The sequence below is a fragment of the Anaerosacchariphilus polymeriproducens genome (assembly GCF_003363435.1).
In the GTDB taxonomy this organism is placed as follows: Bacteria; Bacillota; Clostridia; order Lachnospirales; family Lachnospiraceae; genus Anaerosacchariphilus; species Anaerosacchariphilus polymeriproducens.
Window position 1 is genome coordinate 1 of record NZ_QRCT01000010.1, and the last position, 23,917, is coordinate 23,917.

A 23,917-nucleotide genomic window follows, 5' to 3' on the forward strand; every position below is an offset into this window, starting at 1 on the left:
AGCGTTCATCCTGAGCCAGGATCAAACTCTCAAATAAAGTTTTTTCCTTCAGAATTTAGCTTGGCTAATTCTTCCGTCGACTGTTTCCAGTCTTTACTGTTTTTTAGGTCGCGTTATAGTTATTTTTTAACTGTAACACTTGTTCTCTTTGAAATCTCTTTTGAATCTTTCAAGGTTGTTTTCACTGTTTAATTATCAATGTTCTTCTTTGTTGCTGTGTTGACCAGCAACTCATATAGAATATCATATCTGTAAGTCCTTGTCAACTTCTTTTTTATTTTTTTATTTTTAGTCAATCTTTGTCGCTTTTCGCGGCGGAATTCTATAATATCATTATACAAATATAATGTCAATACTTTTTTTGATTTATTTCAATGTACTACTTTATATATTATTCTCATTGAGTTTCTTAGGATAACTCATAGAGACTTCTTTTAATTATAATCTTATTTTCCATAAGTATTGTTTTAATTTTTATCTATAAAAACCAATGATCTCTTCATTGAAAAAAAGTGTCAGCACGAAAGAGTATATCAAAGCACTCTATACGTGTTAACACTATTCTTTGTAATATACTTACTAATTTCTGGTTTTAAAATGCATCCGTATGATGAAAAATAACATAAATGGTCTTAAACAATATTTTAATATCAAGTAATACATTCCATTTAGTAATATATTCAATATCCATTTCAACAATCTTTTGAAAATCAGTAATCTGACTTCTACCATTAACTTGCCATAAACCTGTAATTCCTGGTTTAATGCTCATACGCTTCCAATGCCAACGTTCATAATATTCGATTTCATCCATTGTAGGTGGTCTTGTACCAACCAAACTCATATCGCCTTTTAAAACATTAAAAAACTGTGGAAGTTCATCTATACTTGTTTTACGAATAAATTTTCCTACCTTAGTGATTCTAGGATCATTTTCCAATTTAAACATATGATTTGATTCTAACTTATTCTTAGATATAAGTTCTTTCTTCTTTTCTTCCGCATCTAAATACATACTCCTAAATTTATATATTTTAAATTGTCTTCCGTTTTGACCAACTCTTACCTGTTTAAAAATTGCAGGTCCTTTAGAAGTAGAGCGAATAATAATTGCAGTCACAAGCATAATCGGAGAAGATAATACTATTCCTACAAGACTTCCTACAATATCTAAAATTCGTTTTATAATAGATTCATATTTATTCAAGGATACCGTATGATAGGTTACTACTGGATATGTACCACAACTGGAAGTATACATATGTACTCCCTCTAAATGATTACAATGTAACAATACATTTGCAGTAACTCCCATTTCCATACATTCCTGAATAATATTTTTCATTACCTTCCATTTAACACTTCTTTGCAAAATATAAATTTGATCTATTGCATGTTTATGTACAATTTCTTCTAATTCATTTATACATCCCAAATACTGCTCACCAGGGTTTTCTGTAACAGAAATATAGCCAATTTCATTTATTGAGGCACTACTTTGATTCATAAAATGATGGAACTTCTTAAACTGTTCAATATTACCTATTAATGCAGTTCTTGGTGCAACAATTCCACTTAGTGCTTTCATAAATTTTCTTAAAAATAATGCAGCTGCAAGTAATAAAAAGTAATTAACTGCCAAACTCACAACATAATATCTATTTTCTATATTTGTTTTACCTACTGCAAAAATTGCTATTGATGTAATACCAGTGGCAATAATAAAAGATTTTGAAACTAAAATAATCACTCTATCTATATAATAAAAGGTTGTTACATAATATAATTGATAACTCTTACTAGCTAAAATATATATAACACAAAATACACATTGTATATAAATATGCTCCTTCTCAACCATTGACATCTGCATGAATATCATTGTTAAAAATAATGAAAGCAAGCACATTACAACATCCCCACTAATGCGCATCAAACTAATTGTAACACCTTTACTGAATTTTCCCATATAATTATCATCTCCTTACACTCTTTTGTTTCTCTAAAACAATTATTTAAAATTCTATATACTAAAACTTATTATCTTAACAGTTCTCTTAATAATAGATAATATAACACACTATAACTCTAAAATAGTGATGCTCCCTTCAGCCTGTTTACAATATTAACATAACATTTTAATCTTGTCAGCAAAATCTTGGAAATTTCTTTCCTGTTTTTTGACAAATTCTTTACAAGCCCTCTATAACTTGATAAAATGAAAAATATGCAAAAAAATGTATGTTGATTGAAGGGAGACAAATAAATGAATCAATGTATCAATCTAACAATAGGCCAACAATTAAAAAATACAGCTGTTCAGTATCCCAATAAAGCCGGGGCAATTTTTCCTGCTGAATCCTTAAGAATGACATATAAGGAAATAGAAGAAAAATCAAATATTGTTGCAAAAGCCTTAATTGCACTAGGTATAAATAAGGGAGCACATATTGGAATTTGGGGACCAAATACTTCTAATTGGATGCTTTTACTATTTGGTGCTACAAAAATCGGTGCGGTAATAGTTCCATTAATTACCAGTTATAAATTTAAGGAATTACAATATATTGTAAATCAATCTGAAATCGAATTTCTTTTTTCAATGACTCAGTTTCGTGAAACAGATTGTGAATTAATTACAAAAAAATTTCTTAATAATAAAAATGAAATTGATAAATCAACTTATCCTTCATTAAAAAACGTATATTATATAGATGAAAATCCTAATCATTTATTTGGAGATTGGAACGACTTTCTAAATTTAGCTTCCAATGTTAGTGATGAAGAATTGAAAGACTATGCATCACTTATAAAACCAGACGATTTATATAGTATTCAATATACTTCTGGTACGACATCGCTTCCTAAAGGTGCCATGTTAACTCAATTTGGGGCTTTAAATACAAGTAAAGCCTGTGCTGACATACTCCATTTAAACTCTACAGATATATGCTGTGTACCACTTCCATTTTCTCATTGCTTTGGTAATATACTAACTATTATGGCTGGTATTATATTAGCATGCCCAATTGTTTATATCGATAACTTTACTCCATTAAAAGTAATGAATACAATACAAAATGAAAAGTGCACTGTAGTTGTAGGGGTACCTACCATGTTTATTGCAATGCTGAATCATCCTAGCTTTCATGAATTTGACTTTACCAGCTTAGATACATGCGGATTAGGTGGGTCACTCTGCCCGGTTTCTATAATGGAACAAATTTCAAATGCATTTCAATTGGAAAACATCAGCATAGGGTATGGTTTATCAGAAACCGCATCTTTATGTACACTGACCGAAATTACAGAAGCACAATATTATAAATTCCATACTGTAGGTAAAGCCATTCCCGGAATCCAAATCAAAATCGTTGATCCTATCACTTTAAACGAAGTACCTGTGAACACACAGGGCGAACTTCTTGTAAAGGGGTATAATGTAATGAATGGATATTATAATAAACCTGAAGAAAATCAAAATGCCTTTACCAAAGACGGTTGGTTCCGTACCGGTGATATTGCGACAGTCGATGAAAATGGCTTTTATAAAATCGTTGGACGATACAAAGATATTATTATCCGTGGTGGAGAAAACATATCTCCCGGAGAAGTAGAAAAAACAATTCTAACACTTGATAATGTTAAAGATGTACAAATCATTGCTGTACCTGATTCTACTTTTGTTGATGAAATAGCAGCATTTATCATTACCAATGATGGAAATGAAATGGATGCCTCCTTTATTAAAGAATATGTTAAAACAAATCTAGCTTCATACAAAAGGCCAAAATACATAGCTTTTGTTTCTGAATTTCCTACGACTGAAAGTGGAAAAGTACAAAAGTTCAAACTTAAAGAATACGCAATAGAACTTTGGAATCTTAATTCCGATACTTAAAATTATAACCCAATTAAGTGCCTTCCCCCTCAATCTTTGAGGGGTTTTTTATTATAAATCTTTTCATTTGATAAAAACTCCAGATTCCAAACATTGTAACACACCATATTAAAAAAGGAGCTATCCAAATAAACAATTTATTCTGTACTATATCATTATATTCACCAATGATAGAAACAATATTAAGAGGAATCATATGAAATATGTAAACTGGCAGTGAATAATAGATACCTATTCTTTCAATTATAGAATTTGATCCAAAATCAGGATTCTTCACTGCTAAAACAAACAAAGAAAATGCAGTTATAATTGACCCAACATACATATCACTTCTAGCAATAAATAATCTTTCAAAGCAGCTTAATAAGCATGAAGAAACAATTGCAATAATACAAATTTTATTTGAAAACAAATTAAGAATTTTCACTTGATATTTATGTATAAAGTTTCCCAAAGCAAAATATGGCAGACCAAACAATAAGAAATTTCGAGTTAAAGATATGGGTAATAGAATTCCCTGGCTAGGAACAACTTCACTAATTATTAAATTTAATACTAATAATATTGGTATACTGCAATACAAAACTTTATACATATCCTTTTTATTAATATAATACAAAATGGCATAACAGTAAAAAAGTGCTCCAATAAACCATAAATGAATGCCAGCTTTTGAAACATTTAAAACTAAAAATTTTAAAATATTGACTAAACTAAAAATATCTATAAACCAAAGTTTTACATTATAGCCATATAATTCAGTACTTATCAATCCCCAAATTATATAAATAAGATTAGCCCATATCATTAATTTTAAAATTTTTAACATTTGGATCTTTGATTTCTTTTTTACTATCTCTTTATCAACATTCCATATAAAATATCCAGATATCATTAAGAAAATAGGGACGGCGAATCTCCCCATGGCATCAGCTATGACTCCAAAATCGCCCGGTAACCCTCGATGCCCCAACACTACCATAAAACTTATAATCCCCTTAAGTACATTAATAAAACTATTTCTTTTTGTTCCCATTTACTCTAACCCTCAAATTCAAATTCCTATACAATCTTTTAGTGTTTAATTATCTTATTTTTCAACTCTTTTAAAAAAAATGCTATCTTGCCTTTAAATGTAAAAGTACAGGTATAATTATATTCTTCCACTACCTTGCCGCCAAACTGCATTTTATATTGATCTATTCCATTCATCTCAGGCCTGTCAGGGTCTAAAGTAACACCACCTAAATCATATTCTTTGTAACCATCATTCTTATACATCTTAATCGTATACCATTCTAATGCTTTATTGGCATCAGCAATAAAATTTCTTTTTTCCTTATTGTCTGAATATTTATAAGACAAAGATGCAGAAAATTGTCCTCGCGCACGAATTTTATCTTGAATAAATGTATTATAAACTAATACCTCTCCAGATTCTTTTGAACGTGCTCCCACTATTCTTAAACATCCTATTTCAGCTAGACTATTTAATAATGGTTCATCACAGGTATAGATATTTTTTGCTTCTGCAAACTCATTAAAATATTGAACATATTCATGAATCTGCTCATTTGATGGTTCCAAGTAGCAGAAAAAATCTATTCTATCTTGTTCTTCTACTCGTCTAATTGCCCTTCTCAGACTTTTATTAAACTCCTTAAATAAGGAATCTTCATTCTTTAATAAATCTATAATGATTGTTTTAAAAGTCTTAGCACCTGGATAATACTGCTGATTCTGAAAAAACTGGATGATATCATAACCTCTATACCCAGAGTTTTCCTTGGCATAGTAAATATCCAAAATTTTTATACCTTTCTTTATTCTGTCGTTTACCTTGATCACAACTTTCACTCCCTTCTAATGGAAATAATAAATTTCTGCTTTTCCCCTACGGGTCTCCTAGAAAATGAAATTGTTTATCAAAAAGCACCTCCATAGAAGTGCTTTATTGATACAAGATAAACAAAATCAATTATATCATACCTTATTATGATTTCAAGTAATTTATGAATTTCTTTATTCAAATAATCATTAAGAGGTTTTATAGAATTTTTATTTTAATAACTTTTTTTATTTTACTTCCATCTAGAGTTTTCACAGTAATTTTAACTATCTTACCTTTTCCTGCCTTTTTTAATTTAACGATTCCTTTTTTATTAACCGTTGCATATTTTTTATTGCTTGACTTGAAAGAACACTTTTTATAAATATAGGAAGATGGTTTATATGAAATCTTTATTTTAACCTTTTTTCCAGCCCTTTGTGACTTTAATGCCCTTACTTTGATTTTTTGAATTAAATTCTTTTTAATTATGACGTTATAAACTGCTACCTTCTTATTTGTATTCTTATTAGTTGCTGTAATTATAATACTCTTTCCATTACTTGCTTTTTTAGCTTTAAGAATACCTGAATTATTTATTGTAGCATAGGATTTATTACTACTTTTCCAATTAACATTTTGTGCTATACTACCAATATTTAAATTTTTAGTTTTTCCTGCTTTTATTTTAATATTACAGTTTTTTATAGGGATCTCCTTAGCAATATTAAATGAAGCCTGGTTTTCATTACTACCTGAACTTGATTTAGCAGCAATAATATTCATATTACCTAATGTAATTACTTGGGTATCGGTAGTAATTTGCATTTTTACTGTATATGATCCCACAGTTAGTCCTTTTACATACCAGCAGAAATAATATTTTTGGTTAGTATTGATTTTAGTTAAATCCCAGTTTGTGATGATCTGCTTAAATATGACACCATCTTTATAAAAACTCAAAATCGGATGGTCTGTTCCTGCATAATTACTAGATGCATAATTACAAATTCTAACTCCGACTTTTACATACTGATTTGTAACTGCAGATTCTGCTGGAACTTCAATTTGTGTTATATCTAATTGATATTTTTCTTTTGCCGTAGGTAAGCTTGTCAATTTCATATTACCCAAGAAAATTTCTTGGGTATCTGAAGTAATCTGCAATTTTACGGTATAGGTTCCAGCTACAAGTCCTTTTATATACCAACTAAAATAATAATTAACATTTGTATTAATCTTGGTTAAATCCCAATTCGTTTTTGATTGTTTAACAAATATTCCGTTTTTGTAAATTTTAATAATTGGGTGTTCTGTACCTGCATAATTAGTAGATGCATAGTTACAGATTCTAACTCCGACTTTTGTACCTGTATCAGAAATTTCATCTTCTTTAGGTAGATCAATTTGGGTAACATCTAAATTATATTTGTCTTTTGCTGTAGGATAACTTATTAATTTCATATTACCTAAAGTTATCTCTTGTGTATCAGAAGTAATTCGTAACTTTACAGTATAGGTTCCAGCTGCAAGTCCTTTTACATACCAGCTAAAATAATATTTCTCATTTGTATTAATTTTAGTTAAATCCCAATTCGTTATGATTTGTTTAACTAATTTTTCACCGTTATAAATATTCATAATTGGACGTTCTGTTCCTGCGTAGTTACTAGATGCATAGTTGCAGATTCTAACTCCAACTTTTGTTCCTGTATCGGATATTACAGCTTCAGACGGTACATCGGTTTGGGTTACATCTAAATTATACTTTTCTTTTGCTGTAGGTACAGTTGAAGATCCTGAATCAGACAACGGTTCTTCTGGCTGAATTAAGTCATCTAATGAATTTACAATATTCATTCTTCCCAATAAAATACTTCTGGTATCTGAAGTTATTTTAATTTTTATATCATATTTACCAATACCAAGTCCGTTTACAAACCAAGCATAATAATTATTACTATCAGGATTTATTTTTGACAAATTCCAATCTGTATTAATTTGTTTTACTAATGTTCCATCTTTATAAAAACTTAATACCGGAGTATCTGTTCCATTATATTTACTCGTTCCGTAATTACGGATACGAAGACCTACTTTTACTGGTTCGCCACTTTTTATCTTGATTTCCGGGAAATCTGTAGCAGAAACATCGAGACGATATTTATCATAAGCTGTTGGCAGGTTTTCCGGAGGATTTGTACCACTGCCTTCATATCCATCAACCGAAAAATCTCCTAAAACCATCCAACCGTCTGCACGTTGGGTCTCATTTGCAAATCTGAATTTTTTTCCATTCAACATAGGATTTTCTACATATATTGCTAATGAGTATAGACCTTTTTGTAAAGCTAAATTAGATAATCTTCCAGAGTATTCATATTCATTAGCATTAGCTGCTATCTTGGTAATATCCCAATTACTTGAATATTTTTTAATTAATTCACCCTCTTCATTTAAAATCCCAACTTTAACTTTCCAGTTATAATAAAAAGGTGCTACTCCAATATTTTTTATTTTTAAACTTAAATCTAAGTTATTTGTTGATGATGTAATATTTTGGGCAAATTCAGCCTGTGTAACTGTTAAATCATAACCTAATTTTCTAGAAGCTTTTATCGCTTCATTTCTTTCGTTTCCAGTAAATGTATGAACACTTCCAACTAGCAGCCAGGATGGATGCAGTGCTTGTAAACACTCTCCATAAGATTCCCCATCTTTTAATGACCAATTCGGTGTTTCAAATATTGTATTTACATAGGAAGGAAATAATTCTCCTCCACCAATATTTGTTTTCCAATATTCTGTTGCATTATATTCAATTAATCTATTTAATTGTGACCATGGATCAACAATAGATTCATAACAAAATGAATAGTCTGAATATCCAACATCTAACTGATTTGTACCAGATTTAGGGTAACGTATCGTTATTAGTGTTTTATTAAATGCATTATCATATTTTTTTGCTAATTGAATTAAATCACTATCTTCTAGCCCAAAATCATAAGGCGAAGTATGCCATTCTGCCCAAATTCCTACTATAGATGCTTCAATGGAAGCAATCCTTGCATCACCATCATATTTCCTGCCAAGTGCATCAACAAAATTGTAAGCCATTTCCCATAACTTACGATTACTATAATCAGGACTATAACCTATATCTATATCAGAGGAAGTTGCGGAACCCATTGTATATTCTGTAACTTTTAAACCACTATCTAATAAATATTTCGGGATTGCATTAACTCCAATTTCAGTTCCAGGACTGTCTAAAAAAAAGGAAACGATACTTTGCCTTCCATAAGAAGCTATTTCATTTAGATAACTTTCTAAAACATTCCAATTATATTGGCCTTCTCCTACTACAATATCAGATACCGGCATAGTAATATATTCAATACTTGACGGAAAATCAGAATACGCACCGGTACCCCTAAATCCTGCAAAACCTTTTATTGGATTATCAGCTGGTGAATCAGCATAATTTAATGTACGAATATTATTTTCACCATTTGCCTTTACATGACTCATATCTCCAAGTATTTCAAAACTGCTAAAAATCAACAGAAATGTTAAAAACTTAGCTATCCACTTTTTACTATTTTTTTTAAGAAAATATGACGTTCTTATTTTCATATTATAATCTCCTTTCGGCAACTGGCTGCCATTTCAGGCCCTATAGCTTTGCGTCCTTGCTTTTCAACAAGTTTGCCTTTTTCGAGAATATTATAAAAACAAAGTATCCTATTTTAAAGGGATTGCAGTGCAATTTAAAATAAAAAAACTTTCTATTTCGATAACTGGCTGCCATTTTCAGGCCCTATAGCTTTGCGTCCTTATCTTTCGGTAAGTTTGCCTTTTCGTATAAAAAGTTTATAATATCTCTATATATAGATTAAATTATCTGCATATTTTTGTCAATAGTACTTTAGTACTATTGAATTTACTGAACATGAACAGAACCAATTTCTACTTCTTCCGTTTCAGGTAAAAATCGTAGCTTCAAATTATATATTCCTTTTCTATCAAAACGTAAGTTCCAAGCAAAAAATGAATTATTATTAGGTTTTATCTTTGTTACCTTCCAATCCGTTGAAATAGAATTAATAAGATTATCATCATAATAAACATTAATTAAAATTCCATTGATATTCTTAATATATTGAGAACTCAAATTTCGTATCCGAACACCTAATAAATAATTTTCATTAATTTTAATTTCATCATTAACATATTTACTTGTTACTTGAAGATTATACTGTTTAATTAAATTCTGTTCATTATCATTATTAACAATTGATTTTTTGGGCATAGGATTTCCTATTGAAAATTCCCCTAAAACAAGTTTACCATTTTTTAACTGAGTCTGATTAGCAAAGCGCAAACTATATCCTCCCTTAAGAGGATTTATTACCTGATATAATATAGTATATGAGCCCTCTGCCAATTGGGGTACAGAAATATTATGTGAAAATTCATATTCTTTTTTATCAGGTTGAATTTTTGTTAAATCCCATCCAGTCTTTTCTTGATAAACTTCCTTACCATATTCATCTACAAGTATTATTTTACTGTCCCAATTATAATAGAACGGAGCGATTCCTATATTTTTTACAGAAATCCCTAGTTCCATTTGTGTTGTTCCCTTATCAAGTTGTTTCATATAACGGGCTTGTGTAACAGTAAAATCATATCCCAACTGACTTGCTGCTTCTATGGCATTTTCCCTTTCAATGGGAGCAAAATCCGTAAGACTTCCTACCAGCAGCCAAGACGGATGTAATGCATTAAGACACTCTTTATATGATTCTCCCTTTTTCAAACACCAATCTTGGGTTTCAAAAATTTTCTTAACATATTGTGGCATTAATTCACCACCACCCATATTACGTGTCCAATAATCCGTTAATGTAAAACTCTTTAATCGATTCCATTGCGACCACCCATCCACTATTGACTCGTAGCAAAACGAATAATCCGAATAACCTACTTCATAATTATTTGTTCCAGCTTTTGGATAACGACAGGAAATCTGTGTTTTATTAAATGATTGGTCATAAACCTTAGCCAATTGTCCTAATTGTTCATCTTCCAATCCATATTTAAATGTAGATGTATGCCATTCACCCCATATGCCAACGATAGAAGCTTCAATTTGTGCAATTCTCACATCACCATCATAATGGTTTCCAAATTCTCTAACAAAGGAATACACCATTTTCCATAACTCCTGATTTGAATAATCAGGAGAATAACCTATTTCTTTTTGATTCTTTGTTGGTGATACTAATGAATATTTATAAATTTTCAAACCACGATCACGTAGATATTGAGGAATGCAGATATCATGTCCGGGCATATCCATATAAAAAGAAACAATACTCTGTCTTCCATAAGAAGCAACTTCATTTAAATAATTATCTAAATTTTTCCAATTGTATTTATTTTCCCCTATCACTATTTCAGACAAAGGAATTGATATAAATTCTAAACTTGAAGGAAAATCAGAATAACTTCCAGTACCTTGATAACCTGCAAATCCTTTCAATGGATTATCTGCTGGAGATTCTGCATATTTTAACAAATGAACTTGAGAATCATCACTTGCTTTTACTTTACTCTTATCATCAATTAATGATTTTTCTTTGTCTATTAAATATAATGTAATTATAGTACCTAAAATTATGATCACCACTGCAAGCCAAAAAAGAATTTTTTTCTTCATCTATGCTATAATCCCTTTCTTGCAAATAATTATATTATTTTTTTACATATAAATCACCAATTTCTACTGGTATTCCTCTTGCATGTAGTTTAATCTTCAGACTATAGGTTCCAGTGCTTAATCCTTTTATATTATAATTGAAATAAGCATTAGTATTTGCCCAGACGTTTCTTATCTTCCAATCTGTGATGATTTTTCTTACAAGTTTTTTATTTTTATAGAATAAGATTTGAACAGTGTCATTACCTGTATACCTGTTAATACCATAATTTCGAATTCGAGCCCCTATATTGAACATTCTTCCAGCTTTAATAGTTTCTTTATAATATGCTTTTGTTATTTTATAACTTCTAGAAGTACTTGTTGTATCTTTATTATTTTTGACTTTTTTTATCTTTGCCTTACCAACTCTGAATCTTCCTAATTCAAGCCATCCGTTAGCTTTTTGTGACTTATTGGCAAACTTTAGTTTATTACCATTAGTTAAAGGATTTTGAACCCTCATTGCCATGGTATAAACTCCTTTTTTCAGTTTGACATTTTTAATTTTTGCACTTAATTTATCTATTTTTCTATCTGCAGCTATCTTTCGAATATCCCATTTAGTATTTATCGTTTTTACCCGTTTTCCTTTGCTATTAAATATTGCAAGCTGCATCTTCCACTTATAATAAAATGGAGCAACACCAATATTTTTTATATGTATTTTTATGGGAAATGATTGTTTTTTTGTAGATATTTTATTTTTAAAATAAGCTGCAGTTACAGTAAAATTATATCCCAGTCTTTTAGCGGCATTTATTGAGTTTTCACGATTGGCTCCTGTAAGTCTATGACCAGCACCGTAAAGCATCCAAGATGGATGAAGTGCTTTAACACATGCATTAAAACTCTCGCCACTTCGAACACACCATCCTTTTGTTACAAATATCCTATTATAATACGAAGGATAAAGTTCACCTCCACCCATATTCTTTTTCCAATAATTGGTGGCTCCAAATTGCTTTAACCTTTTATATTGAGACCAATCATCAGTTAATGTTTCATAGCAAAATGAATAATCTGAATAACCTACTCTCATTCTGCTTGTTCCCGGTTTTGGATAACGTACTGATACTTGTGTTTTATTAAATGCATTATCATAAGTCCTTGCCAATTTACTCAAATCCGCATCTTTTAATCCAAAATTTTTATAAGGATATGTATGCCATTCGCCCCAGAAACCAACAATTGAAGATTCAACCTGTGCTATCCTCTTATCTCCATCGTACTTTCGCCCAAACGCATTAACAAAATTATAAATCATCTTCCATAATCTTGCATCTGTATAGTCCGGTGAATATCCACCTCCAGACTGCGAATAATAATTTACCTTTAATCCTGAATTTAATAAATATTTAGGTATACCAGATTCTCCATATGAATAACCCGGCATATCCATATGAAAGGAAACAATACTATGTCTACCATAAGAAGCTACCTCTTTTAATTGATTTTCCAAGACAGACCAATCATATTTGTTTTCTCCAACAACAATATCTGACAACTTTATTACTAAGTATTCCATACTATATGGATAATCCGTATAACTACCTGTTCCACGAAATCCCACAAAGCCCTTTAACGGATTATCTGCCGGAGATGATGCATAATACAATTTATGCTTTTTCAAACTACTTCCTGCTTGTACATTTAATACATTAAATTGATTGAAAATAATAAATAATACTAGAACAATTCCGAAAACTTTTTTCTTCATTTCCACGCTCCCCTTTTTTTATTTTTTGATTTTCTGTATAATATTGTTACATTTCATTTTCAAATAGCCCATTTCATCCCTTTTGTGATAACAAATCCAAAAAATAACATTTGGTATACTAATACAACACAAAAATTTCCAACCAAAAATTAGAAATCCATCACCATTAAAAATTTGACTTGCAAATAAAGTTGCTAATGCTGCTACTATTATAACAGCCACTGTACGAATATAATCAAGATAATAATTAATAACGCTTAATTTAAATCCATATTTATGTACGATATAAGGGTCAAACCAAATATCTACAAAAATTCTTGTAATACTAGTTCCTATAAATACTCCTATTAACCCATACTGTTTTGCCAAAATAACAGAGGATACAAGATTTACTACAACAGAAACAAGTGGCTTATATTTTCCATAAACAAATAGTCCCATCGCCTGTCTGAAACTCCAAATAATCTTCTGCGTACCTGTAACGTAAAAATTCAAACATATAACTGCAACAATAGGCCAAGTAAAAAGATAAGAATCACCTATCCAAAGATGTATAAAAGGATTAAATAATACAAACAAACAGATAACAGAAAATCCAAAAATCCAATTCATAAAAAAATTAAAATTTTTAAACATCTTATATTTGTTTTCGTCACTCTCTGTAGCATTATAATTTCCAATCCCTGCATCGAACGAGTAAACAATCGTATCTATAATATGTACTACGTGTGTAAGAATAGTAGAATAATTACTATATAAACCGGTTTGCACAATACCTACAAACATTGTAATAAGAATATTATCAGTTGAATTAACCATTACATTTGAAAACTTATAAATAATTAATGCCTTTACGTCTTTCCATATATTGCTAATATGTTCTTTTGGCAAAGTATGACCTTTTAGGTTTTTCAAAAATGGATACATTCGTTCTACCTTATAGGAAACGTAAATATTTTTAATTAAATCTACCAAAATTTGAGCAACTAAATAAAAAATAAAACTTTTTGTTATCGCCAAAACAGCTAACTGAGCTGCTACTTGAATAAAATTAAATACAACACGAATGGTCGTATAAATATATTCCTTTTGATTGGCTACTAAAAATGCACTTTTGTAAACAAATAAATAGGATGATGCTGAACTAATAACATATAGTACGTATATAATCATCAAATCAGGTATATTACTTTTTCTATCCATTAATGGTATCAATGGAGTACATAAGATTCCAACTATTAATATAAATGCTCCGACTGCCTTATAAACCTTTCCATATAAATTCATCAAAGCCTTCATTTTAGGTTCATCATTTTCCGCAATAGGTTTATACAAATTAAATACAATTGCAGTTCCTATTCCTAATTCAGCCAATGAAAGTACCATAAGTACTTCACTAAACAACCCATATACACCTAAATAAGTACTTCCTAAGATATTTATAAAAATTGTTCTGGAAACAAATTGAAGGATAACATTGGAGAATTTACCCAAAACTCCTGTTATCATATTTATTATTGCCTTTTTGGTCCGCATCTTTCCCCTCCGCTGTATTCTATCATTATTTATCTGATCTCCTTATTTTTTCCTGCATTGTTTTAAGAGATAAAAACATCCTTCCTTTAGAATTTTTAGCACAATAATAATTATATTCTGTTACAATTTGTCCACCAAATTCCATTTTAAAGTGATCAATGCCTTCCATGGTCTTATTATTACAATCTAACGTTACCCCACCAAAATCAAACTCTTTTAATCCTTTTTCTTTGAATAATTTGATTCCTTTAAAAATGAGTGTTCGATTTACATTGCAGATCATGTTTCTCTTTTTATTATCATCAGGGTATTTATAATTTAGTGAGGCTGAATACTGCATTCTGCTTCTAATCTCGTCATATGTATATGTATGATATACAAGTATATCACCAGTTTGTTTCTCTATTGCTCCTTCAATTGCAAGGCAGCCGGCGTCTCTTAGTTGATATAGATTTTGTCTGTTACATTTATAAATTCCCCTATTTTTAGAAAAATCATCAAAGTACTTAATAAATGATTCTATTTGCTCATCTGAAGGATTTAAATAAGTAAAGTACTCTACCTCATCTGACTTTTCCATTTTTCGGATTCCTCTCCTTAAATGTTTCCCAAATGCAGCAAAAATTTCTTCTTCGGACTTTTCCAAATCTAATAGAATTGTATGAAACTCATTTGCCCCTTTTATAGGTGATTTGTTTTGAACATAAAATACTACGTCGTATTCATTATGATCGTAATTACTTTTTGCATAATAAATATCTACTAATCTCAATCCATGTTTTACTCTTTCGTTAATTTTAATCATGATATCCCCCCATAAACCTCACTCAAACTCAAAACCACACTTTCCCATTTATAAGACTGCAATACATGTTTGCGGGCTTTTTGTCCAATCTCTCTTAAACTATTTTCATCATGCAATAAAGCTTCCATCTGATTTTTTAAATCAACACTGTTGCCTGCTTTGAAACAAAATCCAAATTTACCTGAAAGTTCAATAACATCCATATTCTCTTGAATATCACTTACCAAACAACAAGTACCACAACTCATTGCCTCTAATAAACTTATTGGTAAACCTTCAATATCAGACGGCAAAACATATAATAATGCATTACTATAAAGTTCTCCAATACTCTTTCCACTGACTTCTCCAATGAAAAGTATCTTATCTGAAGAGAACTTCTCTTTTAAATTATTATAATATGCATCTGTTTGTCCACTTCCACCTGCAACAACCAAGACGACATCTTCTTGCGAAAGGTTTTTAAAAGCTTCTAATAAATAATGACATCCTTTTTCCGGCACTACTCTCGCCAAAAACAAAATATATTTTTTATCCTTTAAATCCCATTTCTCTAGTTCATGATTTTCTAAGGTTTGCATATCACGAATTCCATTCGGAATAAAAATTGTGTCTCTATTATATTTTTCTTTAAAATATTGAACTAACTTTTTACCAACTACTATTATTTCATCGGCATATCTTGCAGCTCTTTTTTCACCTTTTTTTAAAAAAAGTTTTCCAAACTTACCCCATTTTTCTCTTTGCCAATCCAGTCCATGTACAGTTACTACAACCTTTTTCCTAAAAATTTTGGGAATCCAGCACATTGCACTTGGTCCTAATGCATGATAGTGCACAATATCAGTATCTGAAAATGCTGCATGAATACTCGCAAAAAAAGAATAAACTACAGCTTCTATCCCTTTTATCTTAAGTGTTGGTACAGTTACAATCTTGATACCATTGTAATTTTTTTGTTTTCTCATTACATAACCAGATCGGTTGTATACAACAACATCCATGTCATTTTGAGCTAAAAGCAGTCCAATTTCCTCCACATGCTTTTCTATTCCACCCGAGGCAATAGGGATTCCCTTTTGTCCAATCATAGAAATTTTCATCTTTTTTCCTTTCCTCATTTCAGTTCTCCTACATGACTTGTTCATATACTTGTATAAGCTTTGTATAATAAGCTTCCTCCGAATGTACCTTCTCTACTAGGGCCCTAGCATTCTTCCCCATTCGGATTGCTTCTTCTTTGTCATCTGAGAGCCGTTGAATCTTATATGCTAAATCATCAGCATTTTTAAATTCAAATAGTAGACCAGTTTTTTCATTAACTACCATATCTGGTAATCCTCCTATGTTTGCTGCAATGGTCGGTTTACCCATACACATCATCTCTAACACAGAATAAGGACCGTTTTCATACCATTCTGACGGCAAAATGTTGGATATTGAATTTTCTAAAATAGACGTAAGTTCTTTCCCTGATTTATATCCTAACATTTTTACTTTAGAATTTAAACCTTTATTTTGTAACATTTTTGTAACATTTTCTTCAATTGGACCTGTTCCAATAATATAGAGCATAGTTTTTTCTACTTTTTCCATCGCTTCTAACAAGGTATATAATCCCTTTTCTTCTGCAAGACGTCCAAAATAAACAAAATATTCTCCTGGCATAAACTTTGGTTCAAATTTTGAAGCATTAATAAAATTAGGTATGTATTCTACTTTCTCTTTTGCAATTCCAAATTCAACCATCTTGTCCAAATAAAAACGACTAGGTGTAATTATTTTATCAATGCATTCATTCATCTTCATCCAGTCAGCCAAATACATTTCTATTGTATTTACCAAACTTCCTGCTCTTGAATCTTTTACGCATTTCCTTTTATAACATTGAATATGTTTTCCACCTTTACATGCCTCACATATTTCATTATGTGCTAACATTTTGTAATTACCACATATTAATTTCAAATCATGTGCTGTATAAACAACTGGAATCCCATACTTTTTTAATACTCTAAGTATAGAGCCTGAAAGCTGATGATGAAAGTTCTGTAAATGCGCTATATCTGGTTTTTCTTTTTTAATTAACTGCTCTAATTTTTTGGCAGCTTCAATTGAATATACAATTTTTCCAGCATTTTTAACTTTCTGGAAAAATCGGGTCTGCTTATAATAATCAATATTATTTATAAAATACTCATTATAGGCTGATGATACATTATTTTCATGCTTCATAGAAAAATGCATAACTTGATGTCCATGTTTTTCCAGCATATGATTCAGCTCAAAATAATAAGTCTCTGCCCCTCCTTTAATATAAAAAAATTTATTTATATTCAATACTTTCATGGAATCTTAACCCCTCTCTATCAATTCCTTTCACGAAATGTGCTACTCATATTACATAATGGAACTGATTCTTCTCCATACTTTTAGATCTTCCTTAAATATCGCTTGTTCTAAAACCCTTAATTCAAAAGAAAGATTCTTCGGTCTGCATTTATTTAATTCAATAAGTATTCCTTTTGCTGCCTTTAATACTGCCCTTTGTATTTGTTCATTTGACCCTTTCATTCTAGGATAACAGAATTTTCCTAATTGTACCAATACAATTTTATAAAAAGTTTCATCATTTTTGATATTATTTCTTTTATTTAATTCTATTAAATAATCAACCACATATAATGCATGTATGCTCCTATAATCATTTCTTAATCGATATGTGATAGAATGGCCTTGTTTGCGATACAGATACCCTTTAAAAGGAATATGTCGATAATACCTTGCTTTTCTAAAAACAGTCATACGAAGAACTGTATCTTCAAAATATATATTCTCAGGAAATAATATGTGATTCCAAAGTTCACGTTTATAAATCTTTATCCAAGGAACACCATCTAATTTTAAAATGTAATCAGGATTCTCTTTCAAATCAATTGTATGCTCTTTATTGCTCAAATATCTTACATCACTGGTTCTTCCATTTTCAAACAAAAGCTGATAATTTCCACCCACAATATCATATGTTCCATTTTTTGATTCTTCTAATAGGCGTTGTAATGTATTTGGTAACAAGATATCATCCGAATCTACAAACATAATGTAGCGGCCTTTTGCATTTCTTAATCCCGTATTTCTTGCAGCTCCAATACCGGCGTTTTCTTTCCAAATTATATTTACTCTTTTTTCTTCTTTGAACTTTTCCAATAGTTCCGTAGTTCTATCTGTAGAACCATCATCAATTATTATTATCTCAAATTCATATTCTGTCTGTTGACGTAAAATAGATTCAATGCATTCAATTACAAAATCTTCAACATTATAACAAGGTACAATTACTGTTAAATCAAGTTTCCCCGGTTCATTTAATGAAATAACAGGAAACTCTTTCTTATACTCTTCAAAAGTTTGAAGATATTTCATGCTTTCATCACAATTAAACATTCCTTGTATTTGTTCTTTTCTTTGATATCCCAAAAACAAAACTCTCTCAGCTAATGAAATACTTATACATAATCCAAAAGCTATCACAGCTGAAATCCATTTAATATGTAATACCCTGTAAATTTTATTATAATATGATTCATAATTGTTCATAAGCTATTTACCCTTTTGATTATAAAGTTTTAGTATTAATTTTTCATATGCTGCTCGGGTATTATGTATATCATGTTTCTGTTTTACATAAGAGAAAGCATTATCACCCATTTCTTTTCTTTTACTTTCATCCATATTACGAATAAATTCTACAGCCTTATCTACGGATTCCTGACATACATACCCCATATTATATTCATCCAAAATACCATCAGGATTTATACAATATGACAATATTGGAGTTTGTGCCATCGCCGATTGAATAAACGTATTAGGAAAGCCTTCAAAAGTCGCAGTATTCACAAATAACTTTGCTTTATAAAACAATTCCATTATTTCTTCGAATGGTACATATTCAATAAACTCTATATTTGAAATGTTCTCTAAATCCTTTTGAATCTTTTTACTCAACTCATTCTTTCCTGGCATAACCATTACAAAATGTTCTTCCGGCAATCGTTTTGCCATTTCTAATAATAAATGTGGTCTTTTTACTTCATCTGCTCTGGAAACCCAAAGAATATCTTTTTTCCTTAAATTTATTTCAGGATTTTGTATATAAAAGCCATTTTCTATAATAGTTCCGGTTCTATCTTCCGTTTCATTAAATATTTTCATCTGTTGTTTTGTTTGAAAAATCAATTCATCTGCATGGGTGACTCCCCACCAGTATAATTTATCTTTTAATTTTGAACCACCAGTAGATGCAAAATAATGCGGATCAGCATCTGTATCATTAGCAAGACGGAAAATAGCTTTCTTTTTCGTAAACATCTTACCCCAAAATACTAGCCGTGCTATCATTATGTTTGCTGTAGTAGTTATAACAACATCATAATCTGAAAAAAGCATTTCCCGAGCAGCGGATAATTCAACCTGAAACCTACATAAAATTTTTTTTAATGGATTACCAGAAATCACAGTAGCTCCCCATTTTAAACCGCCTAATTTAATTACTTTTACATTATCATAATATTCAATATGTTTTTGATTCTGGTCTTCCGTAATAAAAGCTACTTCAAACCTTTCATCCTCTGCAAACATCTTTGATAAATAATACATATTCAGTTCTGCTCCACCATGGGCCATAAATTCAACTCTATTAAAAAGTTGATAAGTACCCGGTAATACAAAACATATTTTAATTTTACCATTTTTTTTCTTGTCCCTCATTTTCTCAACCTTTCATTAATCTTTTGGCATAATCGGTTAATCCAATCCCTTCAAAATTCAAACAAATTTTACTAAATAATATTTCTAAATCTTCATAAAGTTTTTCAATTTTCTCTTCTGTATCAAACGTTGGACTTCCAGCAGGCATAAGTTCTGAAGAATGAATCATAAATTCGATATAATCAGTATTACCTTTATATTTATTATCTATAATTTCTAACATAGATTGTAGATTCGTCCCATCAGGCCTTAGCCAGCGATTATTATTACCTTTTAAACACTTAACAACTCCTTTTATATTTTCAGATATTGTTTTTCCCTTTTGAAATGGAATACATTTAGCAATGGTCATAGGAACTTCAAAAAATCCAGTTTCACCTGTTTTTCTTATATCATCAAAAGACATTTCATAAGCATCACAAGGAAATTTTCTAAAATCTACCCCACCAAATTTTTCATCATGTCCATATGATCTTTTCCAATTAGTAAAGGGTGTCACAGAACAATCAACTAAATACCCCTCTTCCTTCAATAGTTTCATATAATCTTTATTAATAGCCCAACGTCCTGCTCTATGACTGTGAATTTTACAATCAAATTTCTTTTGAAGCAATTCAGTTATATACTGTATTTTTTGTTTCATTATATCAATTGAAAACTCAATTAAATATGCACGCCCTTTTCCATTGCCATTTTGCAACGTTACAATAGGAGGATTGTTCCACGCATGAAGATGCATACCGACCTCACACTTTTTTTCATTGGATTTACTTTTTATATACTCTACAAATTCCTGATCCATAGCCATTTCGTAATTTACTAGATACGTAGGAATAAAGCAATATTTTTCACAAATCCTTTGAAAGCGCTCTACAAATTTTGCATTTTTTGTAGTAATAATATCTCCCGGGCTCCACAGATTATCTCCTTCTGTATCAACCGTTATAATAAACTTTTTCATAACTTTCCTCCCGATATTTAATTTATTAATTTATATAACTTTTCAACTTCATCGTCATTTGTAGTCTTCTCCTTCTGCAAGTTTGCTTTTAAAATGTCGCATTGTTGTTCATTATCTAATAACTCTTTTACTTTTCTATAAATACTTTCTGATGATATATCTGCAACCATACCTGTATAACCATCTACAATTTGGTCTCCAACTGTAGGATAATTTGTGACTACGATAGGCTTTTCTAAAACCTTAGCCTCTTCTAATGCAATCGATTTCCCTTCAAACCTAGATGGCTGCACATAAATATCTGCTTGTTTAACAATATTATATGGATTAGTTTGCTCGCCTAATAAAATAAAATATTCTCCCAATCCATAATTTTCTATTAATTCACGCAATTTTTTTTCTTCCGGACCTTTTCCAATAATATACCATTTTATTGGATAACCATCCTCTACAAGCCTTTTGCATGCTTCTACTGCCAAATCCATACCTTTTTCTTTACTTAATCGCCCTACTCCGATAATGCATTTCTTAGTCTTATCTAGAATTACTGACGATTTTTTTTGAGCCATTAAACCTATACTTTTCTCTGAAACAATATTCTCAATCACTATTATTTTATGACTAAATTCCGGGAAAACTTTCACAAAAGTGTTCTTACATTTCTCAGAAACTGTTACAATATAATCCAATCTCTCAAAATAGGGACGATCTAAATCTTTAAAATATCCACCTTCAACATAATCTGTATGAATCCATCCTATTTTCACTTTTGCATCTGATTTTTCAAGTATATAATATACTGGAAATCCTTGTAAATATGCTATCGCTACATCATAATTTTTTTCAATAACTGGAACTGCTTTATTCCAGTATTTCCAAATAAACTGTGAATTATTTTTTTGATTTATTTTAAATTTCAATCCCTTAATTTTGGTATATAAAGATCCCATTGTCCTTAAATATAACGCTTTTAAAGACATTTCTTTCGAAAAGAAAAATTTCAAATTTTTTTCTTTAGATAATCCTCTTACAATGGGCGGTGCTTCAAGCACATTAACACCTTCTGGTATCGAATCTACAAATATACCCTTTTTTTCAAAAAGCATTAAATCTACTTTATATTTTGATAAATCCATGGCAGAAAGCAGAGAAACCAAACTCTTCTCTGCCCCTCCACTTTGTAAAGTTCCCATTAAAAACATTACTCTTTTCATTCTAATTGCCCCCTGTTTTCCCAATATATAACAGCCAGACACAAACCTAATAAAACATAAATAATTGCATTACTTGATTCTGCCCAAAATACACCATCTGTAAAACCTTTCATTATAAATCCCGCTATCGCAAAACAGGTTCCTAATAATATACTTTTTGAAAATTCATTATCTGATTTTCTATAAGTTTTTAAAAATTTAACAATAAAAAATGCAAAAAAACAAATAAAAAAAACTGCTAAAATGATACCACCATCACAAATTGAATCCAAAAAAATATTATGGGCATTATTAACATTTAAAGTCCCACCAGTACGAAAAGCTTTTGTATTAAAAATACCATACTTGCCATTACCAATAAGTAAGAATTTAAAATCTGAAACCAATTCTTTAATAATCGGTGTCCAAATCACTTGAACTCTTCCTGCCGAAATTTTTCCAAGATCTTTATTCTCAAGCCCAGTCAATGCTCTGTTAATTACCATATCCGGTATTGCTACAACTGCAAATGGCGCACTTACAACAATAGCAATAATAGTCTTCCAGCGTTTACTAATAACTAAAATTAAAACTGTAAAAATTGTGGTTACCATGTATGATGCCCTTGAAAAAGTGGATAATATAGCTCCAATCTCCATAAAATATAATAAATAGCATATCTTCCATTTTGTATTCAATGCCAACAATAGTGTTATCGGTACTAAAAACACAAAGTAATTTGCATAATAACCTATATGCATACCGACAATATCTCCAGCATAATTACGAATCTCTTCAAAATCAGTTAAATTAGGAGCTGTAGAATAGATATAAACCATAACACCTGTAGCAATTACAAGACTAATAAAAAGAATAATCAACACCATCTTTATTTCTTTCATATTCTGTATATAAGCTGCAATAAAATACATTATTAAAAACAATAGTAATGCCCTTAAATACGTCGAAGCAATATATCCTGATACGGTAATAGGACCACCTTCTAATGCAGCTTTATCACTTAAATAGCCATAACCTCTTGCAACCGTTATAGTATAAAAAACTACCCAAACAAACATAAATATCTTATCTGAACGTAACAATTTTCTTGCTTGTACTGTAAGAGCTAAAAACAAAAATCCAAAAAACGGTATTACTACTGGTAATTTAAGCCCTGATATATCCATTAGGGGTTTGTCCAAAAATTGTGTCCAAGATACAGGTAAAATCATTAAAAATACATATAATCCAAATTTTGGTCTTTCAATAAATATTGATAATACGACTAAAGCTCCACCAAATATGAAAAGAATATTAAAGGATAAATAATTTGTAAATATAAAAGTTAACAGAAGTGCAGCAAAAACAACTCCACTAATAACTAATCTATTTATTTTGTTAGAATTTAAGTTATATTCTTTTTGTTCTGTGAACAT

16 protein-coding genes and 2 riboswitches are annotated in these 23,917 nt (G+C 30.2%); of the genes, 1 reads left to right on the plus strand and 15 read right to left on the minus strand.

From position 1 onward, the window contains the following. Positions 1-592: 592 nt before the first annotated feature. Entirely contained in the window at positions 593-1,969 is a 1,377-nt protein-coding gene (locus DWV06_RS02030; RefSeq protein ID WP_115480523.1) for a sugar transferase, read from the minus strand. 297 nt (positions 1,970-2,266) lie between these two features. On the opposite strand from DWV06_RS02030, the gene DWV06_RS02035 reads away from it, so the two are divergent. Further along, positions 2,267-3,901 carry an AMP-binding protein gene (locus DWV06_RS02035; RefSeq protein WP_115480524.1) on the plus strand — a complete coding sequence of 545 codons (1,635 nt, stop codon included), beginning with the start codon at positions 2,267-2,269 and terminating at the stop codon, positions 3,899-3,901. Between the two features lie 13 nt (positions 3,902-3,914). Here the strand turns inward: DWV06_RS02035 and DWV06_RS02040 are convergent, their stop codons facing one another. The 14 genes from DWV06_RS02040 to DWV06_RS02105 all read right to left on the minus strand — a co-directional run bounded on the left by DWV06_RS02040 (position 3,915) and on the right by DWV06_RS02105 (position 23,917). After that, positions 3,915-4,937 (minus strand): acyltransferase family protein, encoded by a 1,023-nt coding sequence (locus DWV06_RS02040; protein WP_115480525.1) that lies wholly within the window; start codon positions 4,935-4,937, stop codon positions 3,915-3,917. Positions 4,938-4,975: 38 nt separating this feature from the next. Next, positions 4,976-5,749, minus strand: coding sequence for a peptidoglycan bridge formation glycyltransferase FemA/FemB family protein (locus DWV06_RS02045; RefSeq protein ID WP_115480526.1), 774 nt, complete (start codon positions 5,747-5,749; stop codon positions 4,976-4,978). Positions 5,750-5,948: 199 nt separating this feature from the next. Continuing rightward, positions 5,949-9,368 carry a DUF4832 domain-containing protein gene (locus DWV06_RS02050; protein ID WP_115480527.1) on the minus strand — a complete coding sequence of 1,140 codons (3,420 nt, stop codon included), beginning with the start codon at positions 9,366-9,368 and terminating at the stop codon, positions 5,949-5,951. A 13-nt stretch (positions 9,369-9,381) separates the two neighbouring features. Beyond that, a riboswitch (cyclic di-GMP riboswitch) is annotated at positions 9,382-9,455 on the minus strand. Positions 9,456-9,524: 69 nt separating this feature from the next. Continuing rightward, positions 9,525-9,599: riboswitch (cyclic di-GMP riboswitch) on the minus strand. 76 nt (positions 9,600-9,675) lie between these two features. Beyond that, positions 9,676-11,457: a DUF4832 domain-containing protein gene (locus DWV06_RS02055; RefSeq protein WP_115480528.1), complete on the minus strand. Its 1,782-nt coding sequence runs from the start codon at positions 11,455-11,457 to the stop codon at positions 9,676-9,678. Between the two features lie 34 nt (positions 11,458-11,491). Continuing rightward, positions 11,492-13,216, minus strand: coding sequence for a DUF4832 domain-containing protein (locus tag DWV06_RS02060; RefSeq protein WP_115480529.1), 1,725 nt, complete (start codon positions 13,214-13,216; stop codon positions 11,492-11,494). An 18-nt stretch (positions 13,217-13,234) separates the two neighbouring features. Further along, on the minus strand, positions 13,235-14,752 hold the full coding sequence (locus DWV06_RS02065) for a lipopolysaccharide biosynthesis protein (RefSeq protein ID WP_115480530.1): 1,518 nt from the start codon (positions 14,750-14,752) through the stop codon (positions 13,235-13,237). Between the two features lie 25 nt (positions 14,753-14,777). After that, positions 14,778-15,557: a hypothetical protein gene (locus DWV06_RS02070; RefSeq protein WP_115480531.1), complete on the minus strand. Its 780-nt coding sequence runs from the start codon at positions 15,555-15,557 to the stop codon at positions 14,778-14,780. Then, positions 15,554-16,678, minus strand: coding sequence for a glycosyltransferase family 4 protein (locus tag DWV06_RS02075; RefSeq protein WP_162300549.1), 1,125 nt, complete (start codon positions 16,676-16,678; stop codon positions 15,554-15,556). The genes DWV06_RS02070 and DWV06_RS02075 overlap by 4 nt, the downstream gene beginning before the upstream one ends. 10 nt (positions 16,679-16,688) lie before the next feature. Next, positions 16,689-17,906 (minus strand): glycosyltransferase family 4 protein, encoded by a 1,218-nt coding sequence (locus DWV06_RS02080; RefSeq protein WP_115480533.1) that lies wholly within the window; start codon positions 17,904-17,906, stop codon positions 16,689-16,691. Positions 17,907-17,957: 51 nt separating this feature from the next. Continuing rightward, positions 17,958-19,154: a glycosyltransferase family 2 protein gene (locus DWV06_RS02085; protein WP_115480534.1), complete on the minus strand. Its 1,197-nt coding sequence runs from the start codon at positions 19,152-19,154 to the stop codon at positions 17,958-17,960. Between the two features lie 3 nt (positions 19,155-19,157). Beyond that, a complete protein-coding gene (locus DWV06_RS02090) occupies positions 19,158-20,327 on the minus strand; it encodes a glycosyltransferase family 4 protein (protein ID WP_115480535.1) in 1,170 nt (389 codons plus the stop codon). Positions 20,328-20,331: 4 nt separating this feature from the next. Further along, positions 20,332-21,288, minus strand: a complete 957-nt coding sequence (locus tag DWV06_RS02095) for a polysaccharide deacetylase family protein (RefSeq protein ID WP_115480536.1) — start codon at positions 21,286-21,288, stop codon at positions 20,332-20,334. Between the two features lie 17 nt (positions 21,289-21,305). Continuing rightward, positions 21,306-22,502, minus strand: coding sequence for a glycosyltransferase (locus tag DWV06_RS02100; RefSeq protein ID WP_115480537.1), 1,197 nt, complete (start codon positions 22,500-22,502; stop codon positions 21,306-21,308). Then, positions 22,499-23,917, minus strand: a complete 1,419-nt coding sequence (locus DWV06_RS02105; RefSeq protein WP_115480538.1) for an O-antigen ligase family protein — start codon at positions 23,915-23,917, stop codon at positions 22,499-22,501. The genes DWV06_RS02100 and DWV06_RS02105 overlap by 4 nt, the downstream gene beginning before the upstream one ends.